This is a genomic window from Delftia sp. DLF01 (assembly GCF_014852125.1).
Classification (GTDB): domain Bacteria; phylum Pseudomonadota; class Gammaproteobacteria; order Burkholderiales; family Burkholderiaceae_C; genus Comamonas; species Comamonas acidovorans.
The window spans coordinates 897,575-921,144 of record NZ_JACVAZ010000002.1; the positions used below are offsets into that span (position 1 = coordinate 897,575).

A 23,570-nucleotide genomic window follows, 5' to 3' on the forward strand; every position below is an offset into this window, starting at 1 on the left:
CTTACTTCTTCTCGAACTTGACGAACTTGAAGTGCAGCGCGTTGTCCGGGTGCACGGGCACATTGATCCGGGGCACGGACGCGAAGTGGATCACCTGGTCATGCAGCGCAATGTAGAAGCGCTCCTTTTGCACCGTCTCCCAGATGCTCTTGATGGTGGCATCGCGCTTTGCCTTGTCGCTCTCCGAGGACAGGGACAGGATCTTGGCATCCACATCGGCATTGCTGTAGTGCGTCGCGTTCTGCGCGCCACGGCTGTCCTTGCCGCGCGTGTGCACCAGGAAGTCGAAGATGTAGGCCGAGTCATAGGTGGGCACGCCCCAGCCGTACAGGTAGAAGTCGCTGTCCGCCTTGGTCAGCGAGACGCTGTGCATGGCGATCGGCCGGGCCGAGACTTCGGTCTTGATGCCGATGCGGCCCAGGAAGCCCGCCACTGCCGTGGCAATCGCTTCGTCGTTCACATAGCGGTCATTGGGCGTATTCAGCGTGATGGTGAAGCCGTTGGGGTAGCCCGCCTCGGCCAGCAGCTGCTTGGCCTTGGCGGCATCCGCCTTGGGATAGGCCGCAAAGGCCTTGTCGTAGCCATTGACGAACGACGGAGCGATCACGCCCGTGGGAATCGACAGGCCGCGCATCACCGAGCGTTTGATCGCATCGCGGTCGATGGCCAGCTCGATGGCCTGGCGCACCTTGGGATCGGCCAGGGGATTCTTGCCCTTGACGTTGCTGCTCTTGAGCTCGGCCGCACCCACGTTCAGGCCCAGGAAGATGGAGCGGTTCTCGGGGCCTTCATTGATGCGCAGGCGCTTGTCCTGCTTCAGGCGCGCCACGTCCTGCGCGGGAATGTCCTGGGCGAAGTCCACCTCGCCCGACAGCAGGGCCGCCACGCGCGTGGCCGGGGACTTGATGGGCAGGTAGATCAGCTCGGTCACCTGCAGCGGGAACTGGCCCTTGCCCCAGTAGTCGGGGTTGAGCTTCATCACCGTCCTCGAATCGACCTCGCGGCTGGCCAGCACATAGGCGCCCGTGCCGTTGGCCGCGCGCGTGGCGCCGTTCTCGGTCTTGCTGGCCGTGTCCTGCGTGGTCTCGGCGCCGTTGGCCTTGGACCACTTCTCGCTCATGATGAAGAGGTTGGTCAGGTTGTCGGGGAAGATCAGGTTCGGGCCCTTGGTCTTCACCTGCACCGTGAGATCGTCCACGGCCTTGGCCTCCTCCATCGAGGACAGCAGGGACTTGACCTGGGCGTTCTCGCCCTTGGCGCGGTTCAGCGAGAAGACCACGTCGCGCGCCGTGAACGGCGTGCCGTCATGGAACTTGACGTTGGGACGCAGCTTGAACTCCCAGACCGACGGGTCGGAGGTCATCTTCCACGAGGTGGCCAGCGTGGGCACCAGCTTGCCGTCGGCCGAGCGGATGACCAGGGTTTCGTAGATCTGGTGCAGCAGCACGAAATTGGTGCCCACGTTGAAGGCATGCGGGTCCAGCGAAGTCGGATCGGAGCCGCGCGCCCAGCGCACGGTCTCGGCCTGGGCCAGCGCGGCCGAGGTCAACAGGCCTGCGGCCAGCAAAGAACTGCCCAGAATCTTCATGATCATTTGTCTGCTCCCCTGTGGATTGATTGGAAGGGCGGCGGTCATGCGACGCAGCAGCCCGGGCGCCGCAAGAAGCGGGCCATATAGGTGCGCCCCACTGTAAATAACTTTTACAGCTTGTTGAATTGATTTTTATACTTAAAAGCCATTTCCAAATAACAAGACCGCCGCCTGCGGCCCGCCATTGGCGTGCGGCCATCATGGACAGGCCAACGGCTTTGACAGCTAGTGAAAACGCGAAAGACCGCCACGGCCCGCTCTGGCAAAGGTTTGCAATCGGGCACAGGTCTGCGCTGCACGGCGTGCTAATTTCAGGCCCTGTATCGAGCCTGCGGGTTGCCGCGGAAAGGAAGCATCCATGAAGACATCCATTGCCAGCGCACTGCTGTGCGCCATGCTGGGCCTGGGCGCCCTGCCTGCCCAGGCGTCGGGCCTGGGCGACTCGCTGCGCCAGGCCTCGGGCCTTGGCGGTGACAAGGCCGCCGCCAACAGCGAAGGCGCCGGCTCCGGCCTCGGCGGCATGCTGGGTGCGGGGGCGGGCGGTGCGGGTGCGCTGTCCGCCCTGGGCCTGAGCCCCTCGGCCACGGCCGGCAATGCGGCAGGCGTCATCTCCTACTGCATGAAGAACAACTACCTCAATGCCGACAAGGCGGCCCAGGTCAAGGACCAGTTGCTGGGCAAGCTGGGCATGCAAAAGCAGGAAGAGCCCAAGGACACGGGATTCCAGAACGGCCTGGGCGGCCTGGTCACCGGCTCCAACGGCAAGAGCTTCAGCATCGACAAGCTCAAGGGCGACCTCAAGGAAAAGGCCTGCGACTTCGTGCTGAACAACGCAAAAAGTCTTATTTGATCCCCCTGAGGCGCTGCGCGCCTTCCCCCTGAGGGGGACGACACCCTCGGTGCGGGGCGGCCCTTCCTCGGTGTCCCTGGGTTTAGGGCGCGCCAGTTTCGCCTTTTAGTTGACTATGCCAAGGATCCACTTGGCCTGCGCACCTGGGCCATGCAGACTCCCGCAGCTTGCAGGACAATGCCTGCTCTTTTTGCAGCTTCCCCACGCCAGCCCCTCATGCAAGCCACGCGCATCATTGCCATCCGCCACGGAGAAACCGCCTGGAATGTGGACGCCCGCATCCAGGGCCATCTGGACATTCCTCTGAACGACATGGGACTTTGGCAGGCCGCCCAGGCCGGCAAGGCCCTGGCGGGTGAGCCGGTGGCCGCCATCTACAGCAGCGATCTGCTGCGTGCCTATGTCACGGCCGAGGCCGTGGCCGCGACCACGGGCGCATCGCTGACGGCCGACAAGGGTCTGCGCGAGCGCTGCTTCGGCAGCTTCGAGGGCCAGACCTTCAACGATATCGAGGCGTCCCACCCGGAAGATGCGCTGCGCTGGCGCAAGCGCGATCCCGAGTTCGTGCCCGCTGGCGGCGGCGAGTCGCTGCTGATGCTGCGCGACCGCATCTCGGCAACGGTGAACCGGCTGGCCAGTGGCCATCCCGGCCAGCAGATCGTGATCGTGGCGCATGGCGGCGTGATGGATGTGCTCTACCGCCTAGCCACGCACCAGGAAGTGCAGGCGCCGCGCACCTGGGCGCTGGGCAACGCGGCCATCAACCGCCTGCTGTGGACGCCCCAGGGCCTGGGCCTGGTTGGCTGGGGCGATGTGCAGCACCTGGAAGGCGGTGCGCGCGACGAGGTTTTCAGCTAAGCACCCGCACGGGGAAGGGCGCCGCTGCGCGCCTTCCCGCCGCTTGTCGCTTACCAGTTGTCGTCGTCCTTCTTGCCGACCGGGGCATCGGCCTCCTTGGCGGGCGATGCCGCGCGGCGTGCTGCGGGCGGTTGTGCAGCACGTGCCGGTGCGGCCTGGGGCTCAGCGGCCGCGGCCATATCACCTGATGCAGCCTGTGCAGCCAGCACGGGCGCGGCGGATGCCTTCAGCACCTCACGCACCTGCAGCCCGCCCGGTGGCAGGTCTTCCATGCCGCCACGCATATTCTCCAGGTGGCCATAGGAGAGGTTGGGGGTCACGCGATCGACCACCAGTTCGCAGCACGGTGACTCCAGGCGCCCCAGGCTTTGCCCTGTCTGCGGGTCCTTCATCTCCTTGCCCATGGCCACCACCTGGTAGCGCGCGCCCTCCTTCACGGCCTGGCCGCCCTGGCTCAGCACCACGCTTTCGCCATCGCGGGCGACCACGGTCAGCGGAAAGGTGCGCTGCAGGATGGAGCTGACCACGCCGGCGACCAGCGCATCGCTCATGTCGGTCATGACCTTGTTGCCATCCACGCCCGCGCCCAGCGTGGTCGGAGCCATGGAAGGGACGGAGCCGCGCAGCGAATCCGAGGCCGTGACCTGGCGCGTGGCCACGTTCACCAGCTTCTGCGACAGGGCCCAGCCGCCCGAGTAGCTCACCAACTGGTGGTCGCTGGTCTTGAGCTGGCGGGCATGGCGGTTGTAGGCAAAGCTGCTGACGCGGGCGCTCCACACCAGATCGGCGCTGGCAGCCTGGGACAGCTTGGCCAGCTCGGCGCTGGGCGCCTGGCCCGTGGCGATGATGGCCAGTTCCTGCTCGATCTCGGGGCTGAATTCGCGGTCCAGCACGGCAAAGCGGCCCGTCTGCACCAGGGCGTCGCTGATGCGTTGCCTCAGCGTTGCACCCACCTCGGCGGCGGAGACGCTGCGGTCGCCCATGGGCAGCGAGGCCTGCTCGAAGCGCACCGGGCCCACAACGACCTTGATCTTCTGCATCTCGGCCGAAGGCTTGAACTTGGAAATGTTGGCCTTGATGGTGTACTTGTAGCGCTTGGCCCAGGGCTTGGGCTCTTCCAGATCCACCACCTGGACCGACTGGATGACGCCACCGGACTTTTGCTTGACCACCTCGGCGAAGGCGCTGGCGCGCAGCGAGGCGGCGTCCTGCCCCAGCGCCACGTCGAGGCCGTACTTGGCCGTGACCGAGGCGGACTGGATCACCGCGCCATTGACCTGCAGCAGCGCCATCTGCAGCGCCTGCGCCATGGCTTCGCCAGGAGACTGGCCCAGGCCGATGACCTGGACCTCGACGGTCTCCAGCTTGCCCACGTCGGGCACGGGCGGGGCGACGCTTTGGGGTTGTTCAGGCGCGTCGGTCCTGGGCTGCTCGGACGGCTTGTCGCCACAGCCGGACATGGCGGCGCAGGCAGCCACGACGGCCGCAATGATGCGGATACGCATAGAAGGTGCTCCTTGCCTGTACCGGATCACAGCTTGAGTGTGCCCAGCGCGGCCGTGGCGTCAGCCGCATTGGCCGGCACCTCGATGTCGTTGGCCCGCGCGAAGGCAATGGCCGTCTGCACGGTGCTGAACAGGTCGGAGGCCGAGCCGGGGAACTTGGACACCACCCAGGCCGCGGAGGTGAGCTTGGTCAGCTGCACGGGGTTGGCGCTTTGCAGGCTCTTGCCCATGACCGACACATCCTTGCCCATGCCGGCGTACTTCACGCTGCCGTTGACCAGGTGCACCAGCCCCTCGGCGAAGGTGGCCTTGGACGCGGCATCAAGCACGGGCTTCTTCGCCATGGACTCGGCAATCGCGCCGCTGGTGTCCGAGACCACCTTGTTGCCATCGCCCAGCGCGCCGATGGTCGCGCCATCGCCCAGGCTGTCCGCCGTGCTGGCGGCGCTGGCGGCCTGCTCCTTCAGGCCCAGGGCCGTGGCCATCTTGGCATTGGCGCTGAGCACCTCCTTGCTGGCGCCCACATAGCTGCGCACCAGGGCGTCGCCCTGGCCGGCCACGTCGGCAGAGCCGCTGCCGCCCATGAGCTTGCCGACACCCGGGATGGAGGGCATGGAGAACTGGGCCTGTGTCAGGGCGGGGCTGGCCATGGCGGCGGCAACGGCGACGGTGGTGAAGAGCTTTTTCATGGAGATGGACTCGGGTTGCAGCAGTCCGTGAACGCGGACGGCGAAGATAAAAACGAGGAAAGCGTGGAAAGCGTGGAAAGCGAAAGAACGGAAAAAAGGTCCGGCTGCATGGCAGCCGGACCTTGGAAGCCGCAGCGCTCAGCGCAGGCCCAGATTGGTGACCTGGCTGGTGAGATCGCGGGCCGCGTCGTTGGCGGCCAGCTTCAGCGCGTTGTTGCGCGCCTCATCCTCGGACGGGCCCATGCCCGCGTACAGCACGGGGCCGACGGCGGCAATCGTGTCGGGAATGGTCTGGGCGATGTCCAGGATCTTGGCGTTGACCGTCACGCTCACGCGCATCAGGCCGGTCTGGGGATCGGGCTCGCCCATGCCCACATCCAGCGTGCCCAGGGCGATGTAGGGAATCTGCGCCGTGCGCATGCCGGCCACCATGGCCGCCAGCGTCGAGGGCTGCAGGTCCATGCCGCTCTTGTAGTCGTTCTCCACGGCCGCGACCTTGAAGTGGCCGCCCGTGTAGGGCTCCACCATGGCAGCCTCTGACACCTTGAAGCCGGCCTTGGCGAAGTTGGACGAAAAGACCTGGGACAGGTTGGCGCTGGGGATCACGCGCCAGGTGGACTCGGCCGAGCGGCGCGTCGTGCTGCCGCCGGTCTCGGAAGTGCGGCTGCTCTTGACCGAGGCGGTGCCCGAGGTCGCCGTGGAGGCATTCGTGCTGATGCGTCCGCCACGGATGGATTCACCCTCGCTGCCCTTTTCGGAAGCGCTGACCTGGGCCTTGACGTCCTCGGTCTCGTCCACGCGCTTGTAGGCGCGGTCATCGAAGGACTTGGTCGTGGCCACCTGGCGCGAGACGAACATGAAGGCCAGCGGCGACCGGCCTGCGGGACCGCCCCTGGCCACGGCAGAGTTGGCCTTGACGGCATTGCGCAGATTGGCCACGTTCAGCGCCACGCGCACGGAGACCGTGTACTGCTTTCTGTCGGCGTTGTCCTCTTCGCTGAGCACGGTGTGCTCAAGGATGTAGCGATCGGGGTTGGCCAGGATCTTGTCGCGCACGGCGTCGAAATTCTCGGCCTCCGACTGGCCCGCTTCGGCGTAGTAGAACTCCACGGCCTTGAGCTGGGCCGCCATCAGCGCACGCTCCTTGTCCTGCGGGCTGACCTTTGAATCCTGGTAGCTGACCGAGGCCTTGCCGCGTGCCTGCTGCACCTGCGCGCCCGCACCGGCCGCGAACAGCGCCATGGAAAGGCACAGGAGGATTTTCTGGATTACTTGCATAGATTCATCAGGTCTTTTGTTTTGACAATTTGCGCTTCGATGTCGCTCTCGGCAGCAGCCGACTTGAGCCAGTCATTGCCCCGTCCAGCCGCCACCGTCTCGGCCAGCTTCACGAAAAGGCCGTTGAGCGAGTCATAGAACGCCGGAAAATCATCGACATGGGTTTGCGTGGAAGGCACCACCTTCACTTCCGCGTTCTTCAGCGAGGCGCCGAGAAACACCGGCCCATTGGGTTCCTGGATGCGCATATCGGCAAAGGTGCCGTAGACATAGCTGGTGCCGGCGCTGGATTCCTTGAACTTGAGCTTCTTGAATCCCTTGAAATCGACGCTGATGGCGTAGTCGGCACTGGGCAGCTGCAGCGTGTAGACCTCTCCGTCAAGCACCTGCATGCGCATCACATTGCCCACGGCATAGCCCAGGGCAAAAGGAATGATGGGCACACCAATGCGGCTGGAAATGGCCTCGCCCACGATATCGGCGGCCCAGGTCTTGTGCACCTGCGGGTCCTGCAGATAGCCGGGCAGCATCTCGGCCATGGCGGCGGGAATCTGGATATCGGTGACCTGCAGGAAACGCGGAGTCTGCGAGGGCACGGTGGCCGTGGCCAGCACCTGGGCAAAACGGCCGAAGATGCCGGGCTTGCCTCCCGCGCCTTCGTATACCTTGGCCACGCGCTCCATGATTTCCTCTTGCGACGGCTCGTGGCGCAAGTTGTCGATGAAGGCAAAGCTGAGCGGATACGAACGCACCGCCGTCATGGACTTGAAGTCGAAAAACAGGGCCTGTCCACGAATCAGGATGAACAGCTTGCGCACGCCGCCAAAGCTTTCCACGGAGACCGTCTCGGAATTGAGCACCAGAGAAACCACCAGGGCCTGGTCGCGCCCCTTGAGCTCATCGATGGGATTGGTGGATATCTGCAGGTGCTGTGCAGGCGCCTGCTGCACGAATGCCAGTGCCCGCGCATAGGCGCTGTGCCCGGCGGCCTTCAGGCGGCTCTCATACTGCTTTGAATAAGGGAATCGCTGCTGCTGCGAACTGGCGTCGCCCGAATAGGCGACTCCCGCAAAAGTGACAGTGGGCCGGTCCTCGGCCATTGCAGCGCCCGACGCTGCAAGCGCAAAAAGCCAGAGCCATGCCATGGCCCGGCGCATGATTTTCTCCACCCCCACACCGCCCCCTTAAAAATGTAAGCGGAGAGTAACAGATTTCACACACCAATACGTGGCACTCGGCGCACAAAAGGCGACTGCAGACAATGCCGCCGATTTCACCGGCCCTGTCTTCATTCAATGGAAAAAAGCGGTCACCCGCTGACCGCCAGCGCGGCCTATTCCACCTGGATATTGGCGGACTTGACGATCTGCGTGTAGCTCGCCTTTTCCTTTTTCAGGAACTGGGCGAACGTGGCCGGCGTGCCCGAGCCGGGCGTGGCGCCACTGTCCTGCAGGCGCTTGCGGACCTCGGGCAGCTTCAGCACCTCGGCCAGTTCGGCGGCCAGGCGGCTGACCACGGGTTCGGGCGTGCGGGCGGGGGCGAACAGGCCGGTCCAGGCTTCCAGCTCGAAGCCCTTCAGATCAGGAGCCTCCGCAAAGCTCATCACCTCGGGAATCACGTCGATGCGCTGTGCCGAGGTCACGCCCACGCCTTCCAGCTTTTTCTGCTGCACCAGCGGCGTGGCACCGGTGGTCATCAGAATGCCCAGATCGACCTGGCCGCCCATGACCTCGCTGGTCACCTGGGCCACGCCGCGATAGGGCACATGGACCAGGCGGATGCGGGCGCGCTCCTGCAGCCGTTCCATGGCCAGGTGCAGCACCGTGCCCACGCCCGGCGTGGCATAGGTCAGCGCGCCGGGCCGGGCGCGGGCCATGCTGATCAGCTCGTTGAGGTTGTGCACCGGCAGGCCCGGGCGGGCCACGATCACCATGGGCGCCGCGGTGACCAGGCCCACGGGCGCCAGATCTCGCTCGGCGTCATAGCGCACGGAGGAGTTCACCAGTTGCGCAATGCTCACCGGCCCGTCAAAGCCCAGCAGCAGCGTATAGCCATCGGCGTGCGAGCGTGCCACCTTGCTCACGCCCAGCACGCCGCCGGAGGCCGGCACGTTGTCCACCACCACCGACTGGTGCAGCCGCGCACCCAGCTTTTCGGCGATCAGCCGCGCCGTGGCGTCCACATCGCTGCCCGCGCCAAAGGGCACGATCAGGGTGATGGGCCCGGCTGCCGGCCAGGGCTTGCCCGCGCCCGGCGCGGCATGGGCGGCGGGTGCAGCGGCAAGGGCCGCAGCCAGTGAGGCGGCAGCCGATAGCAGGGAGCGGCGGGACAAGGGCATGGGGCTTGGGCATGCAAGGCGCATGCCGGCAAAGGCGGTGCGGGCTGGCGATGGCCTGCAGGGCAAGCACGTCCAGCGCGTGGAAAGCGGGCGATTCTGCCATAGGGCGCAATTTTCCTGCCATGCGCTTGCCATGAAGCCCCATTTATTGCAATCCGTTTCAACCCTTGTGATTCCGTGTCCTAGGGTTCACGCCTAAGGCGCCGCACAACGGCCCTGTCCAGAATTGACGGGCCATGATGCCTTCACCCAGCCAAATCATCGTCTTCGCCACGCCGGCCTTTTTGCTGCTGATCGCGCTGGAATGGGGCGTGAGCCTGTGGCGCGGGCGCAATGCCTACCGGCTGGCCGATGCCGTCAGCTCCATCAGCCTGGGCATGCTCAGCCAGACCAGCGCCGTCTTCACCCAGCTGCTGCGCATAGGTCTGTACACAATGGCCTTCGATTATGTGGCGCTGTGGCGCAACGATGCCTTCTGGACCAGCATTCCCGGCTGGCTGCTGGCCCTGCTGCTCTACGACTTCTGCTATTACTGGCTGCACCGCATGGGCCATGAGGTGGCCGTGCTGTGGGCAGCCCACGCCGTGCACCACCAGAGCCAGGACTACAACCTGTCGACGGCGCTGCGCCAGACCAGCTCGGGCGCGCTGCTGGGCTGGCTGTTCTACCTGCCCATGGCGCTGGCCGGCGTGCCGCCGCTGGTGTTTGCCATCGTGGGCCTGATCGATCTGCTCTACCAGTTCTGGGTCCATACCGAGCAGGTGCGGCGCCTGGGCTGGTTCGACCGCTGGTTCTGCGCGCCCAGCAACCACCGCGTGCACCACGCCGTCAATGACTGCTACCTGGACAGGAACTACGGCGGCATCCTCATCGTCTGGGACCGCCTGTTCGGCACTTTCAAGCCCGAGGACGACAGCGAGCCATGTGTCTACGGCACGCGCGGCCTGCTGCAAAGCTGGGACCCGCTGTGGGCCAACGCCGTGGTGTACCGGCAACTCATCCATGACAGCTGGCATGCGCGGCGCTGGGGCGACAAGCTGCGCATCTGGCTCAAGCCGCCCGGATGGCGCCCTGCCGATGTGGCGCAGCGCTTTCCCAGGCCGGCCTTCGACCTGGACGCGCACCGCGTGCTCTACGCACCGGGGATGGAACGCGGCCTGCGCTGGTTTGCAGGCCTGCAGTTCGTGGCGCTGATCGCCGGGGTGTCGCTGTTTCTGTGGCATGCCGACCAGTCCTCGACGGCCCGCAATGCACTGTGGTTTGCCGTGCTGCTGGCCTGCCAATGGGCGCTGGGCGCAGCCATGCAGGGGCGTATCAGCCTGTGGCTGGCACTGGCCGTCGAGGCCGGCGCACTGGCCACCGCCACCGCCACCGCCGCGCTGGACATGCTGCACTGGCACTGGCTGTTCAAGCCGCTGACCATGGTCTTTGCGCTGATCGCCGTCATGCAGCTGTGGCGCGGCAGCACGGCCTTCTCGGCACTGGCGAAACCCGCGCGCGGCGCCTGCTGGCTGGCCGCGGCACTGGCGGCATCCCTGGCGGGCGACGTGTTCCTGATGCTGCCCGATCTGTTCATCCCGGGCCTGGCCAGCTTTCTGCTGGCCCACCTGGCCTATATCGTGCTGCTGCGCCAGGATGCGCCCTGGTTTGCACACCGGCCCTCGCTGGCCGCCACGCTGGCCCTGGGCGCGGGCATGTATGCCGTGCTCTGGCAGGGTGGCCTGCCCGCCGCGCTGCGCCTGCCCGTGGCCGCCTATGTGCTGGTCATTGCGCTGATGGCGGCCCAGGCCCTGGGCCGCGCGCGGCATCTGGGCGGCAAGGCGGCCTGGCAGGTGGCCATGGGTGCCTGCTTCTTCATGGCCAGCGACTCGCTGCTGGCCATCAACCGATTTGTGCAGCCCTTCGACGGCGCGCAAGCCGGCGTGCTGTCCACCTACTACGCGGCGCAACTGCTGATCGTGCAAGGCTGGCTGGCCCGTGGCGCATCGACATCAGGGTTGACCCGAAGCAGCTCGCAAGGCACAATCGAAGGATCGCATTTTCAGGAGTCCTCCGTGGACAGTGCCAGTTCAACCAGTGACAAACAGCGCGCCGCAATGGCTTCGCTGCTGGCTGACTGACCGACTCCTGTGATGGGAGCGGCCATGTCGGTCGGCTTCCATCCATTGCCGCGTTTCCCCTTGGATCTTCGCGCCGCCCGGCGCTGCAGTGGCGCTTGGCATGCATCAGGCACGCCGCTCCTGCACCGAAGATTCCAATGGCTGTTGATCACTGACCGCGTGCCCGTGTGGCTGCCATCGAGCAGCGCCCGGCCCACGCTGCTTGACGGCCCTGCCTACGGCGGTCTTCCTGGTTCGCCAAGGAGAAAGCCATGTCCACACCGTTCGTCCGCCCCGCAATGCAACGCCTGCAGCCTGCCACTGCCGCGCCCTGCCCCGGCGCCACCGGCACGCGCGTGGCTGCCTCCCAGGCAGCAATGCAGGCCAAGGCACAGGCACAGATGCAAGCCCAGGCCCCTTCGGCCATGGAGCACGCCATGCACCTGGACCTGCAGACCCACTGGCCCACGCACCGCATCCGCAGCTTTCTGAGCCTGCAGCCGCGCTGAACGCGCCGCCCGCCTTGTCCGTCCCCTCGTCAGAAAGGAGCTCCCCCATGGACCCCGATCCGAGTCGATCTTGCCCTGACCCCTCCGACACGGTCCGGCCGCACATGCCTGCGGCCCTTCCGCCTCATCCCAAGGCCCCGGCCGGGAGACCCGCGCACGTCCATTGACGGATAGTTGCCGGGCTTCTTCCGCCGCAACGAAAGAAGCCCGCCATGCAACACGTCATCACCGCGCTGCGCACCACGCCGGCAACCACGCCCGCCACAGCACCCGTCTCCACGCGCGCCAGCCACACCTCCCGCGCCAGCACCCTGCAGCTGGCCCTGCAAGCCGCCATTGCGGCGCGCCACACCGGACAACTGCACGCCCTGCTGCAGCAACACGGCCCCGATCTCTTCGCCCACGCCCTCGTGGCGCTCACGCAGCGCCAGCAGGCCGACGTTCTGTCCCTGCTGGCGGCGCAGGAGCGCGCCGAGGTCTACCGCCACCTGCCTGCCCATGCCCGGCGCCAATGGCTGCAGTCGGCCACCGTGACCCGCCCGCCGCTGCGCCGCCGCCTGCTGTGCGCCTGCCAGCGCAACTGGCACTGGCTGCGCGCCACCCTTCGTTCGAGCCAGGCCTGAGCCGCCAGGGAGGTCACCATGAAAAGCCTCAAGCACCTGTTCCAGGCGTTTCTGCGCAGCCGCCACGCCCTGGGGCTGTTCCGGCGCAATGCCCTGCCCTCGGGCACGGCCGTGCACCACTCGCGCTCGGTATCGCCGACCCTCACGCGCGAGCTGCTGCGCGCCTCGCGCGATGACATTGCCGCCGTGCTGGCGCGCACCGGCTCCAGCGAGGACGGCCTGACCCGCGCGCAGGCCCGCGCCGCGCTCACGCGTCTCGGCCCCAACGAGGTCGAGCACGAAAAGCCGCTGCCCGGCTGGCTGCACCTGTGGTACTGCTACCGCAATCCCTTCAACCTGCTGCTGACGCTGCTGGCCGTGGTCTCCTACGCCACGGAGGACATGAAGGCCACGGTCGTCATCGCCTCCATGGTGCTGCTGTCCACGCTGCTGCGCTTTGTGCAGGAAGGCCGCTCCAACCGCGCCGCCGCGCGGCTCAAGGCCATGGTCAGCAGCACGGCCACAGTGCTGCGCCGCAATGGCGGCCCCACGGCGCCGGCAGATGCCGACTCCGCAGACGCCCCGCACAGCGGCTTCGGCCAGCAGGCGCGCCGCTACGAGGTGCCACTGCGCGAGGTCGTGCCCGGCGACTTCGTGGTGCTGTCGGCCGGGGACATGATTCCTGCCGACTGCCGCGTGCTCAGCGCCAAGGACCTGTTCGTGAGCCAGTCCGCCATGACCGGCGAATCCCTGCCCGTGGAAAAGCGCGCCGACGCCAGTGCATCGAATGGCACTGGCGTGCTGGATGCCAGCAACCTGCTGTTCATGGGCACCAACGTGGTCTCGGGCACGGCGCTGGCCGTGGTGCTGGCCACGGGCAACCGCAGCTATTTCGGCACCATTGCCACGCGGGTGACCTCCAACGACCGCGCGCCCACGGCCTTCGAGACCGGGGTCAACAGCGTCAGCTGGCTGCTGATCCGCTTTGCGGCGGTGATGGTGCCCGTGGTGCTGTTCATCAACGGCTACACCAAGGGCGACTGGGCCGAGGCCTTCCTGTTCGCGCTGTCCGTGGCCGTGGGCCTGACGCCCGAGATGCTGCCCATGATCGTGACCTCCACCCTGGCCAAGGGCGCCGTGGTGCTGTCGCGCCGCAAGGTCGTGGTCAAGCGGCTGGACGCCATCCAGAACTTCGGTGCCATGGACGTGCTGTGCACCGACAAGACCGGCACGCTGACCCAGGACCGCATCGTGCTGGAGCGCCACACCGACGCCTTCGGCCAGCCCTGCGACGAGACGCTGCGCTTCGCCTACCTCAACAGCCACTACCAGACGGGCCTGAAGAACCTGCTCGACCATGCCGTGCTGGAACACGTGGAGCTGCACACCCAGATGCGCGTGGCCGAGGACTACCGCAAGGTCGATGAGATCCCCTTCGACTTCGAGCGCCGCCGCATGTCCGTGGTGGTGGCCGAACGCAACCACCACCACGAGCTGATCTGCAAGGGCGCGGTCGAGGAGATCCTGGGCGCCTGCACCCGGCTGCGCGAAGGCGACGGCACGCGCCCGCTGGACGAGGAGCAGCTGGCCCGCGTGCGCCGCGTGACGCGCGAACTCAACCGCGAGGGCCTGCGCGTGGTCGCCGTGGCCATGAAGGAAGTGCCGCCGCACAAGAGCGACTACGGCGTGGCCGACGAGTCGGAGCTGACCCTGATCGGCTACATCGCCTTCCTGGACCCACCGAAGGAAACCACGGCCGAGGCGCTGGCCGCCCTGGCCGCGCACGGCGTGGCCGTCAAGCTGCTGACCGGCGACAACGAACTGGTGGCCGCCAAGGTCTGCCGTGATGTGGGGCTGCCCGCAGACCACATCGTCCTGGGCACGCAGATCGAGCACATGAACGACGAGATGCTGCGCCAGACCGTGGAACGGCACCAGCTGTTCGCCCGGCTCACGCCGCTGCACAAGGAGCGCATCGTGCATGCGCTGCGCGCCAACGGCCACATCACCGGCTTCATGGGCGACGGCATCAACGACGCCCCGGCCCTGCGCGCGGCCGACATCGGCATCAGCGTGGACAGCGCCGTGGACATCGCCAAGGAAGCGGCCGACATCATCCTGCTGGAAAAAAGCCTGATGGTGCTGGAGCAGGGCGTGATCGAGGGCCGGCGCACCTTCAGCAACATGCTGAAGTACATCCGCATGACGGCCAGCTCCAACTTCGGCAACGTGTTCTCGGTGATGGTGGCCTCGGCCTTCATCCCCTTCCTGCCCATGCTGCCGCTGCACCTGCTGGTGCAGAACCTGCTGTACGACCTCTCGCAGATCGCCATCCCCTTCGACAACGTGGACGACGAACTGGTGCGCCAGCCGCTGCGCTGGAACCCGGCCGACCTGGGCCGCTTCATGGTGTTCTTCGGGCCCATCAGCTCGCTGTTCGACATCCTGACCTTCGCGCTGATGTGGTTCGTCTTCGCGGCCAACACGCCCGAGCAGCAGACGCTGTTCCAGTCGGGCTGGTTCGTCATCGGGCTGCTCACGCAGACGCTGATCGTGCACATGATCCGCACGCCCAAGATCCCCTTCCTGCAAAGCCGCCCGTCCTGGCCGCTGCTGCTGGCCACGGCGGCCGTGATGGCGGCCGGCATCTTCCTGCCGATGGGGCCGCTGGCCGGCTACTTCAAGCTGCAGGCGCTGCCGGCGGCCTACTTCCCGTGGATGATTGCCATATTGCTGGGCTACGCTTGCCTGGCCACGCTGCTCAAGCGCGTCTACATCCGCCGCTACGGCTGGCAGTGACGCACCCTTCAACCCATTCACCAGGAAAGCCCGGAACCCCATGCAGGCCCTGCAGAACCTCAACCCCGGCGCCATGCTGGACACCTTCGTCAGCCTGACCACGGCCTTCGTGTTCGGCGCCCTCATCGGCCTGGAGCGCCAGGTGCGCCAGCGCACGGCGGGGCTGCGCACCAACACCCTGGTCGCCGTGGGGGCGGCCGTCTTCGTGGACCTGGCCGTGCGCCTGGGCGGGGCCGAGGGCGCCACGCGCGTGGTGGCCTACGTGGTCTCGGGCGTGGGCTTCCTGGGCGCGGGCGCCATCATGAAGGAAGGGGCCAACATCACCGGGCTGAACACGGCGGCCACGCTGTGGGGCTCGGCCGCCGTGGGCGCCTGCGCGGGCGCCAGCCTGGTGGCCGAGGCCGGCCTGGCCACGCTGTTCGTGCTGGCCAGCAACACCTTGCTGCGCCCCGTGGTCAACCGCATCAACCGCCGCCCGGTGGATGACGAATCCACGGAGTCGACCTACTACGTCTACGCCATCTGCCACCGCGGCGCCCAGGGCGATGTGCGCGAGCAGATGCTGGAGCTGCTGGAGAACGCCAGCTACCCCGTGCGCGGCGTGGAAACCCACGCCTTCGGCCCGCAGGACACGGAGATCGAGGCCATGCTCTACGCCACCTCGGTGGACTCCGACGAGCTCGACCGCGTGATCGCCGCCATCGAGGCCCTGCCCGGCGTGCTGCAGGCCTTCTGGAACGCCGGCACGGAGGAGTGAGCCTGCGTCAGCTGGCGTCGTCGCCCGGCACCGGCAACCCGAGGTGGCGGTACGCCGCCTGGGTCGCCATGCGCCCGCGCGGCGTGCGCTGCAAAAAGCCCTGCTGGATCAGGTAGGGCTCGATCACGTCCTCGATGGTGCCCGCTTCCTCGCCGATGCTGGCCGCGATGTTGTCCAGGCCCACGGGGCCGCCGTCGAAGCGGTGCACCACGGCCTCCAGCAGCTTGCGGTCCATGATGTCGAAGCCCTGGGGATCGACATCGAGCATGGCCAGCGCACGGTCGGCCAGCTCGCGCGTGATGCTGCCGTCGCCGCGCACATCGGCATAGTCGCGCACGCGGCGCAGCAGGCGGTTGGCAATGCGTGGCGTGCCGCGCGAGCGGCGCGCGATCTCGAAGGCACCCTCGTCGTCAATCGGCGCGTTCAACAGGCCTGCACTGCGCCGCACGATGCGCGCCAGCTCCTCGGCCGTATAGAACTCCAGCCGCGCCACGATGCCGAAGCGGTCGCGCAGCGGGTTGGTCAGCATGCCCGCGCGCGTGGTCGCGCCCACCAGCGTGAACGGCTGCAGGTCCAACTTGATGGAGCGCGCCGCCGGCCCCTCGCCGATCATGATGTCGATCTGGTAGTCCTCCAGCGCCGGGTAGAGGATTTCCTCGACCACGGGCGACAGGCGGTGGATCTCGTCGATGAACAGCACATCGTTGGCTTCGAGGTTGGTCAGCAGCGCCGCCAGGTCCTTGGGCTTTTCCAGCACGGGGCCGCTGGTCTGGCGCAGATTCACGCCCAGCTCGGCCGCGATGATGTGCGACAGCGTGGTCTTGCCCAGGCCCGGCGGGCCGAACAGCAGCACATGGTCCAGCGCCTCATTGCGCTTTCGGGCCGCGCCGATGAAGATCTCCAGCTGCTCGCGCGCCTTGGCCTGGCCCACGTACTCCTGCAGCAGCTTGGGGCGCAGCGCGCGCTCCATGGCCTCTTCCCCGCGCGAGACCGGCGCTGCCGAAATCATGCGCGGCTTGTCCGGTGCCTTGTCTGGCGGGAAGCCGCCCTGCGCAAAGCCGCCCTGCCCGAAATCGTCGGTATGGATGCTCATGCGCCGCTCACTTGGCCAGCGCCTTCAGCGCCAGCTTGATGCCTTCGGTCACGCCCACGTCGGGCGGCAGCTTCTTGAGCGCGGCGGCCGCATCCTTGTCGGAATAGCCCAGCGCCATCAGCGCCTGCACGATGTCGTTCTGGTCGTTGTTCACGAACAGCGACTGCGCGCCCGTATCGGCGCCGATCTTGCCCTTGAGCTCCAGCAGCAGGCGCTCGGCCGTCTTCTTGCCGATGCCCGGCACCTTGACCAGGCGGCCCACCTCCTGCAGCGTCACGGCCTGGGCCAGGTCCTCCACGCTCATGCCGCTGAGCACCGACAGCGCCATGCGCGGGCCGATGCCGGTGATCTTGATCAGCTCGCGGAACGCCTGGCGCTCGCTGTGCGTGCCAAAGCCGTACAGAAGCTGCGCATCCTCGCGCACCACGAAGTGCGTCAGCAGGCTGACCTTGGCCCCACTGGCGGGCAGGTTGTAGAAGGTGCTCATGGGCACCTGCACCTCGTAGCCCACGCCGCCGCAGTCCACCAGCACCTCGGGCGGGTTTTTTTCCAGCAGCGTTCCTGTCAATTTGCCTATCATTGGTGTCCTTTGCCGCCCTGGGGGCGGCTTTTCATGCCCGTCCGCAACCGAACGCCGGCCCATTCACAGGGTATGGCACCACGCCCTCGCGCTGGCCGCCGCCCGGAATCTCTGGAATTATCCGCGTGATCCTGCGCCACACCTTCACACCCCACGACAACAACCGGTTGAGCCACGTCTGCGGCCCGGCCGACGCGCACCTGCGCACCATCGAGATCGCAATGGGCGTCAAGATCGCCCACCGCCACGAGCAATTCAAGATCGACGGCCCCAAGGCCAAGGCCAACGACGCACTGGAGCTGCTGCAGGCCCTCTACGAGATGGCCGACGACCCCATCCTCGACGACTCCCTGCAACTGATGCTGGCCGGTGACACCGAACTCATCGAGCAGCCCCAGGACGCCATCCAGCTGTCCACGCGCCGCCCCGACCTGCGCGCGCGCACGGCCAACCAGTCGGCCTACCTGGAGAACATCGCCCGCCACGACATCACCTTCGGCATCGGCCCGGCCGGCACCGGCAAGACCTACCTGGCCGTGGCCTGCGCCGTGGACGCGCTGGAGCGCAGCGCCGTGCAGCGCATCGTGCTCACGCGCCCCGCAGTGGAAGCGGGCGAGCGCCTGGGCTTCCTGCCCGGCGACCTCACGCAGAAGGTCGATCCCTACCTGCGCCCGCTGTACGACGCGCTCTACGACCTCATGGGCTACGAGAAGGTGCAAAAGGCGTTCGAGCGCAATGTGCTGGAGATCGCGCCGCTGGCCTTCATGCGCGGGCGCACGCTGAACAACGCCTTCGTCATCCTGGACGAGGCGCAGAACACCACGCCCGAGCAGATGAAGATGTTCCTCACGCGCATCGGCTTCGGCGCCCGCGCCGTGGTCACGGGCGACGTCAGCCAGATCGACCTGCCCAAGGGCGCCCTGAGCGGCCTGATCGATGCCGAGCGCGTCTTGAAGCGCGTCAAGGGCATCGCCATCAACCACTTCACCAGCGCCGACGTGGTGCGCCACCCGCTGGTGGCACGCATCGTGGACGCCTACGACGCACGCGGACAGGCCCCGGCACGCCGTGCCGCACCGCGCCTTGCAGCGCATTGATCCCGACAGCCAAAGCAGACGCCCGCCCACGGGCGCTCCAAAGCTCAAGCCCAAGCACACGCCCACGCACTCCCCCATGTCCCTGAACCAACTGCAACTGTCCCTGCAATTCGCGCGCTTTGCCGAGGCACCTGTCCACCGCGCCGTGCTGTCCCGCAGCAAGGTCACGCGCTGGATACGCCATGCCCTGGCCGTCGATGCCGAGATCACCGTGCGCATCGTCGATGCCGAGGAAGGCCAGCAGCTCAACCGCGAGTACCGGCAAAAGGACTACGCCACCAACGTCCTGACCTTCGACTACCAGCAGGAGCCCACGGCCATGGCCGACCTGGTGCTGTGCGCCCCCGTGGTCGAGCGCGAGGCGCGCGAGCAGAACAAGACGCTGGAGGAGCACTACGCCCACCTGCTGGTGCATGGCACGCTGCATGCCCAGGGCTGGGACCATGAGACCAGCGAGCAGGACGCCGAGGAAATGGAAGCCTACGAGACCGAGATCATGGTCGAGCTGGGCTTTGCCGACCCCTACGCCAAGTAGGCCCCGCGCAGGCCTCAGCGCGCCGTATCGATGACGACCCGGCCGCGCACCTGGCCGGCAAGCAGCCTGGGCGCCAGCGCAACCGCATCGGCCAGGCCCGCCTCTTCGGTATTGCGCTCCAGCACCTCGCGCGGCAGTTCGGCAGCCAGCCGCGCCCAGGCCTGCTCGCGCCGCGCCTGCGGCGCATAGACGCTGTCGATGCCCAGCAGCGACACGCCGCGCAGGATGAACGGTGCCACGGAAGCCGGCAGGTCCAGCCCCTGGGCCAGTCCGCAGGCCGCCACGCAGCCGCCGTAGCGCAGGCTGGCGCACACATTGGCCAGCGTATGGCTGCCCACGCTGTCCACGGCCGCCGCCCAGACCTCCTTTTGCAGCGGCTTGCCGGGCGCATCCAGGCTGCTGCGCTCCACGATCCGCGCCGCGCCCAGCGCCTTCAGGTGCTCGGCCTGTTCGGGCCGCCCGGTGCCGGCGTGCACCTCGAAACCCAGGCGCGACAGCAGGGCCACGGCAATGCTGCCCACGCCGCCATTGGCCCCCGTCACCAGCACCGGGCCGCTGGAGGGCGTGATGCCATGCGCCTGCAGCGCCATCACGCACAGCATGGCCGTATAGCCGGCCGTGCCTATGGCCATGGCATCCCGTGCGCTGAAGGCCTCGGGCCGGCGGATCAGCCAGTCGCCGTTCACGCGCGCCTGCTGGGCGAGCCCGCCCCAGTGGGTCTCGCCCACGCCCCAGCCGTTGAGCAGCACGGCATCGCCGGGCTGGAAACGCGCGTCCTCGCTGTCCAGCACCGTGCCGGCCAGGTCGATGCCCGGCACCATGGGGAACTGGCGCACCACGGGCGAGCGCCCCGTGATGGCCAGTGCATCCTTGTAGTTGAGCGTGGAATGCGAGACGGCCACGCGCACCGTGCCGGCGGGCAGGCTGGCTTCGTCCAGCTCCACACACTCGGCACGGGTTTCACGCGGTACGGGTTGGGTCAGCAGCAAGGCTTTGAACATGGGGTCTCCAGCAAGGCAGTGGCAAAGGAATCCAAAGGCAATCAGGACTGCGGCGCGCCCAGCACGCCGCTGCGGCACAGGCGGGCGATGGCCTCATCCGGCATCCCCAGTTCCCGCAGCAGCGAAAGGTTGCCATCGCCCAGGGCGGGGGCCGGCGCACCCGGCAGGGGCTCGGCATCCATCCACCGGAACCCCAGCCCCGGAGTGTCCACCGCAGCGCCGCCGGCGCCATAGCTCACAGGTGACACGGTGCCGGCGGCGCGGGCCTCGCCCAGAAATTCACCCAGGCGCCGCACCCTGGCGGCAGGCACGCCCACGGCGTTGAGCCGGGCTTCCATGTCCCGTGCGCTGCGTGCGGCGAAGGCCTCGGCCAGACATGCCTGCAGCCGCTGCAGCGCGGACGTATCACGCGCGGCGACAAAGCCGCCCTCGGGCGCATTGAAGGCATCGAGGTCCAGCAGCGTGGCGTCCTCGCACAGGGCATCGAGCTCCAGCACGCTGGCGAGCCTGCGGAACTGCTGCGGCGTGTTGGCGGCCGTGGACAGCCAGCCGTCGGCGCACCGGTAGGTGTCGGCCGCCGGGCTCCCCGTATAGCCCCGGTTGCCCACGCGCCGTGGCTCCACGCCATGGGTGAGATAGGTACAGGCATGCGGGTACATCAGCATCAGCGAGGCCTGCAGCATGGAGGCATCGATGTGCTGGCTGCGCCGCTCGCCAGGCGCCCGTGCGTTGCGCTGGTGCAGGGCCGCCGTGACCGACAGCGCCCCCAGCATGCCCACCGCCACGTCGATCACGGGAAAGCCCACCTTCACGGGCGGCGCTTCCTCGTCGCCCCCCGCCATCATCATCATGCCCGTGAGCGCCTGCACCACATGGTCATAGGCGCCCCGCCCGGCCCACTCGCCCTGCTGGCCAAAGCCCGAGATGGAGCAGTACACCACGTCGGGACGCACCGCCCGGATGTCCTCGTAGCCCAGGCCGTGGCGCGCCACCACGCCGGGGCGGAAGTTCTCGATGAACACATCGGCCGTGCGCGCGAGGGCACGCACGATGTCCGCACCCTCGGGCTGGCGGATGTCCACCGCCAGCGAACGCTTTCCCGCATTGAGCGCCACGAAGCCCGAAGGCATGCCGCCCCCGGGCTCGCCGGGCGCCCGGCTGTTGCGCATGACCTCGCCACGCGTGGGCTCGACCTTGATGACCTCGGCCCCGAGCTGGGCCAGGTAGTGCGAAGCCAGCGGCCCCGCGATCACATGCGACATGTCGATGACGCGCACTCCTTGCAGCGGCTTGTCCATACCCGTCTTGCCTTTCCCTGGTTCAACTGTTGGCGGTGATGCCGGCCAGCTCGATGATGGCGGCCCACTTGCGGTTCTCGCTGCGCACGAAATCGGCGAAGGCCTGCGGCGAAGCGCTGGCCGTGGCCTCGTTGCCGACAGCCTCGAACGAGGCGCGCAGCGCTGGCTGGGCGGCGGCCTGGCGCACGGCGGCGTGCAGGCGCTCGACCACGGCAGGGGGCGTCCTGGCCGGAGCCCACAGCCCGAACCAGGACTCCTGCACCGCCAGCTCGCTGCCCAGCACCTCCTGCAGCGTGGGTACCTCGGGCAGCTGCGCCAGGCGCTTGCGGCTGGTCACCGCCAGGGCCCGCAGCTTGCCGCCCTGCACCTGGGGAATGCCGGTGCCCGCCACCGGAAACGCATACTGCGTATCGCCGCGGATCAGCGATGCCGCAATCTCCACCGATCCCTTGAGCGGTATATGCGTGACCTGCAGGCCCGCCAGCGAGGCCAGCGTGGCGCCCGCCAGATGGGCCGAAGTGCCTATGCCGCCCGAGCCGTAGTTGGCCTGCGCCGGCTGGGCCTTCAGCCCCGCGATCAGCTCCCGGGCCGTTCGCCAGGGAGCATCGGCACGCACCACCAGCACCGTGGGCGACGAGGCCAGGTTGCTGACGGGCGTGAAGTCGCCGATGGGGTCGAAGCGCAGGCCCGGTTGCAGCAGCTTCTGGATCAGGTGGGTGTTGGAGCCCATCAGGCAGGTGTAGCCATCGGCGGGCTGCTGCGCCACATACTGCGCGGCCAGCACGCCGGCCGCGCCCACCTTGTTCTCGATCACGATGGACTGCCCCAGGATCTCCCCCAGCACCGGGCCGGCCTGGCGCAATTGCACATCAGGCCCCCCGCCCGCCGCATACGGGGAAATCACCCGCACCGGCCGGCTCGGAAAATCGCTGGCCCGCACCAGCGGAAGCGCGGCAGCCGCCAGGCTGCCTGCCAGAAAGACGCGTCTGTCCATGATCCTGTCTCCTTGTCGCTTGTCGTCGTGGGGTCACGATAGAACGGCAGGCCCATTTCCAATAGTGATATGTTTGGATGGATGGCAAACCTCCGGTAATCACTCCACCCTCGGGAACATGCACGACTTCGACCCGCAACGCCTGCTGTCGCGGCTGCGCTTCAAGCACCTGCAGCTCCTGCTGGCCCTGCACCAGGGAGGCAGCCTGCGCGCCGCCGCCGGCCTCATGCATTTGACCCAGCCCGCGCTGAGCAAGGCCCTGGGCGAGATCGAGGCGGCCTTCGGCGTGACGCTGTTCCTGCGCAATGCGCGCGGGCTCGAACCCACGGCCCAGGGCGAGATCGCCATACGCGGCGCGGCCATGCTGCTGGCCGAGCTGCGCCATCTGGGCAGCGAGACCGCCCAGCAGCCCGCCATCACCTTGCTGCGCATCGGCACCCCGCCCTTCGTGGCACAGGGCTACCTGCCCGGCGTACTGGCGGACCTGGCCGCACAGCAGCCCCATGTGCGGGTACAGCTCAAGGAAGAACGCGTGCCTTTGCTTGTGCAATGCCTGCTGGATGGCGAGCTCGATGCCCTCATCACCAGCTACCCCACCGAGCTGCCCGAGGCTGCAGGCCAGCCGCTGCGCTACGAAAAACTGTTCGACACCGGCTTCACCGTCATCGCCCCGCCGGACCACCCTGCAGGCCACGCGCGCAGCAACCGCTGGGAGGAGCTGGCGCGCCAGCGATGGATCCTGCCCACGCGCAGCTCCATGCTGCGCCGCATGATGGAAGAGGTGTTCCGCCGCGAAGGCGTGATCGCGCCCACGCCCGTCATCGAATCCACCAGCCCCTTCACCAACCTGCAACTGGTCCGGGCCGGCCTGGGGCTCAGCGCCGTGCCCGACTCCACGCTGCAGACCTCGCCCCGGTCGCTGGGGGTGCGCAGGGTGCATGTCACACCCGCCATCTCCATGGGCCCCGTGGCGCTGATCTACCGCAGCGCCGTCGCCAACCCACGCGTTGCCCTGCTGCGCGCCACGCTGGGCCTGCCCGGCCCGGTGGTGGAGCCGCCCTAGTCGCCAGGCGGCCACCACGCCGGCGCGATCCTGT

Annotated in this window: 21 protein-coding genes; 10 read left to right on the forward strand and 11 right to left on the reverse strand. The window is 67.6% G+C overall.

Annotation, left to right across the window (positions count from 1 at the left end; genetic code table 11):
- Position 1: 1 nt before the first annotated feature.
- Entirely contained in the window at positions 2 to 1,594 is a 1,593-nt protein-coding gene (locus tag IB269_RS12510; protein ID WP_099734726.1) for an ABC transporter substrate-binding protein, read from the reverse strand.
- Positions 1,595 to 1,949: 355 nt separating this feature from the next.
- Between IB269_RS12510 and IB269_RS12515 the strand changes: the two genes are divergently transcribed.
- Both IB269_RS12515 and IB269_RS12520 read left to right on the forward strand, forming a co-directional pair.
- The gene (locus IB269_RS12515; protein WP_192367286.1) at positions 1,950 to 2,441 is read left to right on the forward strand and encodes a DUF2501 domain-containing protein; all 492 of its coding nucleotides are present in this window, start codon (positions 1,950 to 1,952) and stop codon (positions 2,439 to 2,441) included.
- A gap of 216 nt (positions 2,442 to 2,657) precedes the next feature.
- Entirely contained in the window at positions 2,658 to 3,299 is a 642-nt protein-coding gene (locus IB269_RS12520; RefSeq protein WP_192367287.1) for a histidine phosphatase family protein, read from the forward strand.
- 50 nt (positions 3,300 to 3,349) lie between these two features.
- On the opposite strand, the gene IB269_RS12525 is transcribed toward IB269_RS12520, so the two are convergent.
- The 5 genes from IB269_RS12525 to IB269_RS12545 all read right to left on the reverse strand — a co-directional run bounded on the left by IB269_RS12525 (position 3,350) and on the right by IB269_RS12545 (position 9,109).
- Entirely contained in the window at positions 3,350 to 4,804 is a 1,455-nt protein-coding gene (locus IB269_RS12525; RefSeq protein WP_192367288.1) for a CsgG/HfaB family protein, read from the reverse strand.
- Between the two features lie 26 nt (positions 4,805 to 4,830).
- Entirely contained in the window at positions 4,831 to 5,493 is a 663-nt protein-coding gene (locus tag IB269_RS12530; RefSeq protein WP_192367289.1) for a hypothetical protein, read from the reverse strand.
- Positions 5,494 to 5,631: 138 nt separating this feature from the next.
- Positions 5,632 to 6,771 (reverse strand): hypothetical protein, encoded by a 1,140-nt coding sequence (locus IB269_RS12535; protein WP_192367290.1) that lies wholly within the window; start codon positions 6,769 to 6,771, stop codon positions 5,632 to 5,634.
- Positions 6,762 to 7,916, reverse strand: coding sequence for a hypothetical protein (locus IB269_RS12540; RefSeq protein ID WP_225614094.1), 1,155 nt, complete (start codon positions 7,914 to 7,916; stop codon positions 6,762 to 6,764). Before IB269_RS12540 ends, IB269_RS12535 begins: the two co-directional genes overlap by 10 nt.
- Before the next feature lie 188 nt (positions 7,917 to 8,104).
- On the reverse strand, positions 8,105 to 9,109 hold the full coding sequence (locus IB269_RS12545) for a Bug family tripartite tricarboxylate transporter substrate binding protein (protein WP_043825721.1): 1,005 nt from the start codon (positions 9,107 to 9,109) through the stop codon (positions 8,105 to 8,107).
- Between the two features lie 239 nt (positions 9,110 to 9,348).
- On the opposite strand from IB269_RS12545, the gene IB269_RS12550 reads away from it, so the two are divergent.
- The 5 genes from IB269_RS12550 to IB269_RS12570 all read left to right on the forward strand — a co-directional run bounded on the left by IB269_RS12550 (position 9,349) and on the right by IB269_RS12570 (position 15,875).
- Complete coding sequence (locus IB269_RS12550; RefSeq protein WP_192367537.1) at positions 9,349 to 11,229, forward strand: lysoplasmalogenase family protein; 1,881 nt, start codon at positions 9,349 to 9,351, stop codon at positions 11,227 to 11,229.
- A gap of 251 nt (positions 11,230 to 11,480) precedes the next feature.
- Positions 11,481 to 11,717 carry a hypothetical protein gene (locus IB269_RS12555; RefSeq protein WP_012203161.1) on the forward strand — a complete coding sequence of 79 codons (237 nt, stop codon included), beginning with the start codon at positions 11,481 to 11,483 and terminating at the stop codon, positions 11,715 to 11,717.
- A gap of 212 nt (positions 11,718 to 11,929) precedes the next feature.
- Entirely contained in the window at positions 11,930 to 12,340 is a 411-nt protein-coding gene (locus IB269_RS12560; RefSeq protein ID WP_192367292.1) for a hypothetical protein, read from the forward strand.
- 18 nt (positions 12,341 to 12,358) lie between these two features.
- Positions 12,359 to 15,118 (forward strand): magnesium-translocating P-type ATPase, encoded by a 2,760-nt coding sequence (gene mgtA / locus IB269_RS12565; protein ID WP_192367293.1) that lies wholly within the window; start codon positions 12,359 to 12,361, stop codon positions 15,116 to 15,118.
- Between the two features lie 40 nt (positions 15,119 to 15,158).
- Complete coding sequence (locus IB269_RS12570; RefSeq protein ID WP_012203158.1) at positions 15,159 to 15,875, forward strand: MgtC/SapB family protein; 717 nt, start codon at positions 15,159 to 15,161, stop codon at positions 15,873 to 15,875.
- A gap of 7 nt (positions 15,876 to 15,882) precedes the next feature.
- Here IB269_RS12570 and ruvB read toward each other — a convergent pair whose 3' ends face one another.
- Both ruvB and ruvA read right to left on the reverse strand, forming a co-directional pair.
- Entirely contained in the window at positions 15,883 to 16,968 is a 1,086-nt protein-coding gene (ruvB, locus tag IB269_RS12575) for a Holliday junction branch migration DNA helicase RuvB (RefSeq protein ID WP_063327342.1), read from the reverse strand.
- A gap of 7 nt (positions 16,969 to 16,975) precedes the next feature.
- On the reverse strand, positions 16,976 to 17,548 hold the full coding sequence (ruvA, locus tag IB269_RS12580; protein WP_012203156.1) for a Holliday junction branch migration protein RuvA: 573 nt from the start codon (positions 17,546 to 17,548) through the stop codon (positions 16,976 to 16,978).
- A gap of 125 nt (positions 17,549 to 17,673) precedes the next feature.
- Here ruvA and IB269_RS12585 point away from each other — a divergent pair, with 125 nt between their 5' ends.
- Both IB269_RS12585 and ybeY read left to right on the forward strand, forming a co-directional pair.
- Positions 17,674 to 18,645, forward strand: a complete 972-nt coding sequence (locus tag IB269_RS12585) for a PhoH family protein (RefSeq protein WP_012203155.1) — start codon at positions 17,674 to 17,676, stop codon at positions 18,643 to 18,645.
- Positions 18,646 to 18,721: 76 nt separating this feature from the next.
- Complete coding sequence (gene ybeY / locus IB269_RS12590; protein ID WP_012203154.1) at positions 18,722 to 19,180, forward strand: rRNA maturation RNase YbeY; 459 nt, start codon at positions 18,722 to 18,724, stop codon at positions 19,178 to 19,180.
- A gap of 14 nt (positions 19,181 to 19,194) precedes the next feature.
- Here ybeY and IB269_RS12595 read toward each other — a convergent pair whose 3' ends face one another.
- Genes IB269_RS12595 through IB269_RS12605 form a run of 3 tightly spaced genes read right to left on the reverse strand, consistent with a single transcriptional unit; the run spans position 19,195 to position 22,473 of the window.
- Positions 19,195 to 20,181, reverse strand: coding sequence for an MDR family oxidoreductase (locus IB269_RS12595; RefSeq protein WP_013804297.1), 987 nt, complete (start codon positions 20,179 to 20,181; stop codon positions 19,195 to 19,197).
- A gap of 41 nt (positions 20,182 to 20,222) precedes the next feature.
- Entirely contained in the window at positions 20,223 to 21,479 is a 1,257-nt protein-coding gene (locus tag IB269_RS12600) for a CaiB/BaiF CoA transferase family protein (protein ID WP_192367294.1), read from the reverse strand.
- 22 nt (positions 21,480 to 21,501) lie between these two features.
- Entirely contained in the window at positions 21,502 to 22,473 is a 972-nt protein-coding gene (locus IB269_RS12605; protein WP_013804299.1) for a tripartite tricarboxylate transporter substrate binding protein, read from the reverse strand.
- Between the two features lie 118 nt (positions 22,474 to 22,591).
- Here IB269_RS12605 and IB269_RS12610 point away from each other — a divergent pair, with 118 nt between their 5' ends.
- Positions 22,592 to 23,536, forward strand: coding sequence for a LysR family transcriptional regulator (locus tag IB269_RS12610; RefSeq protein WP_192367295.1), 945 nt, complete (start codon positions 22,592 to 22,594; stop codon positions 23,534 to 23,536).
- The last annotated feature ends 34 nt before the right edge of the window (positions 23,537 to 23,570 follow it).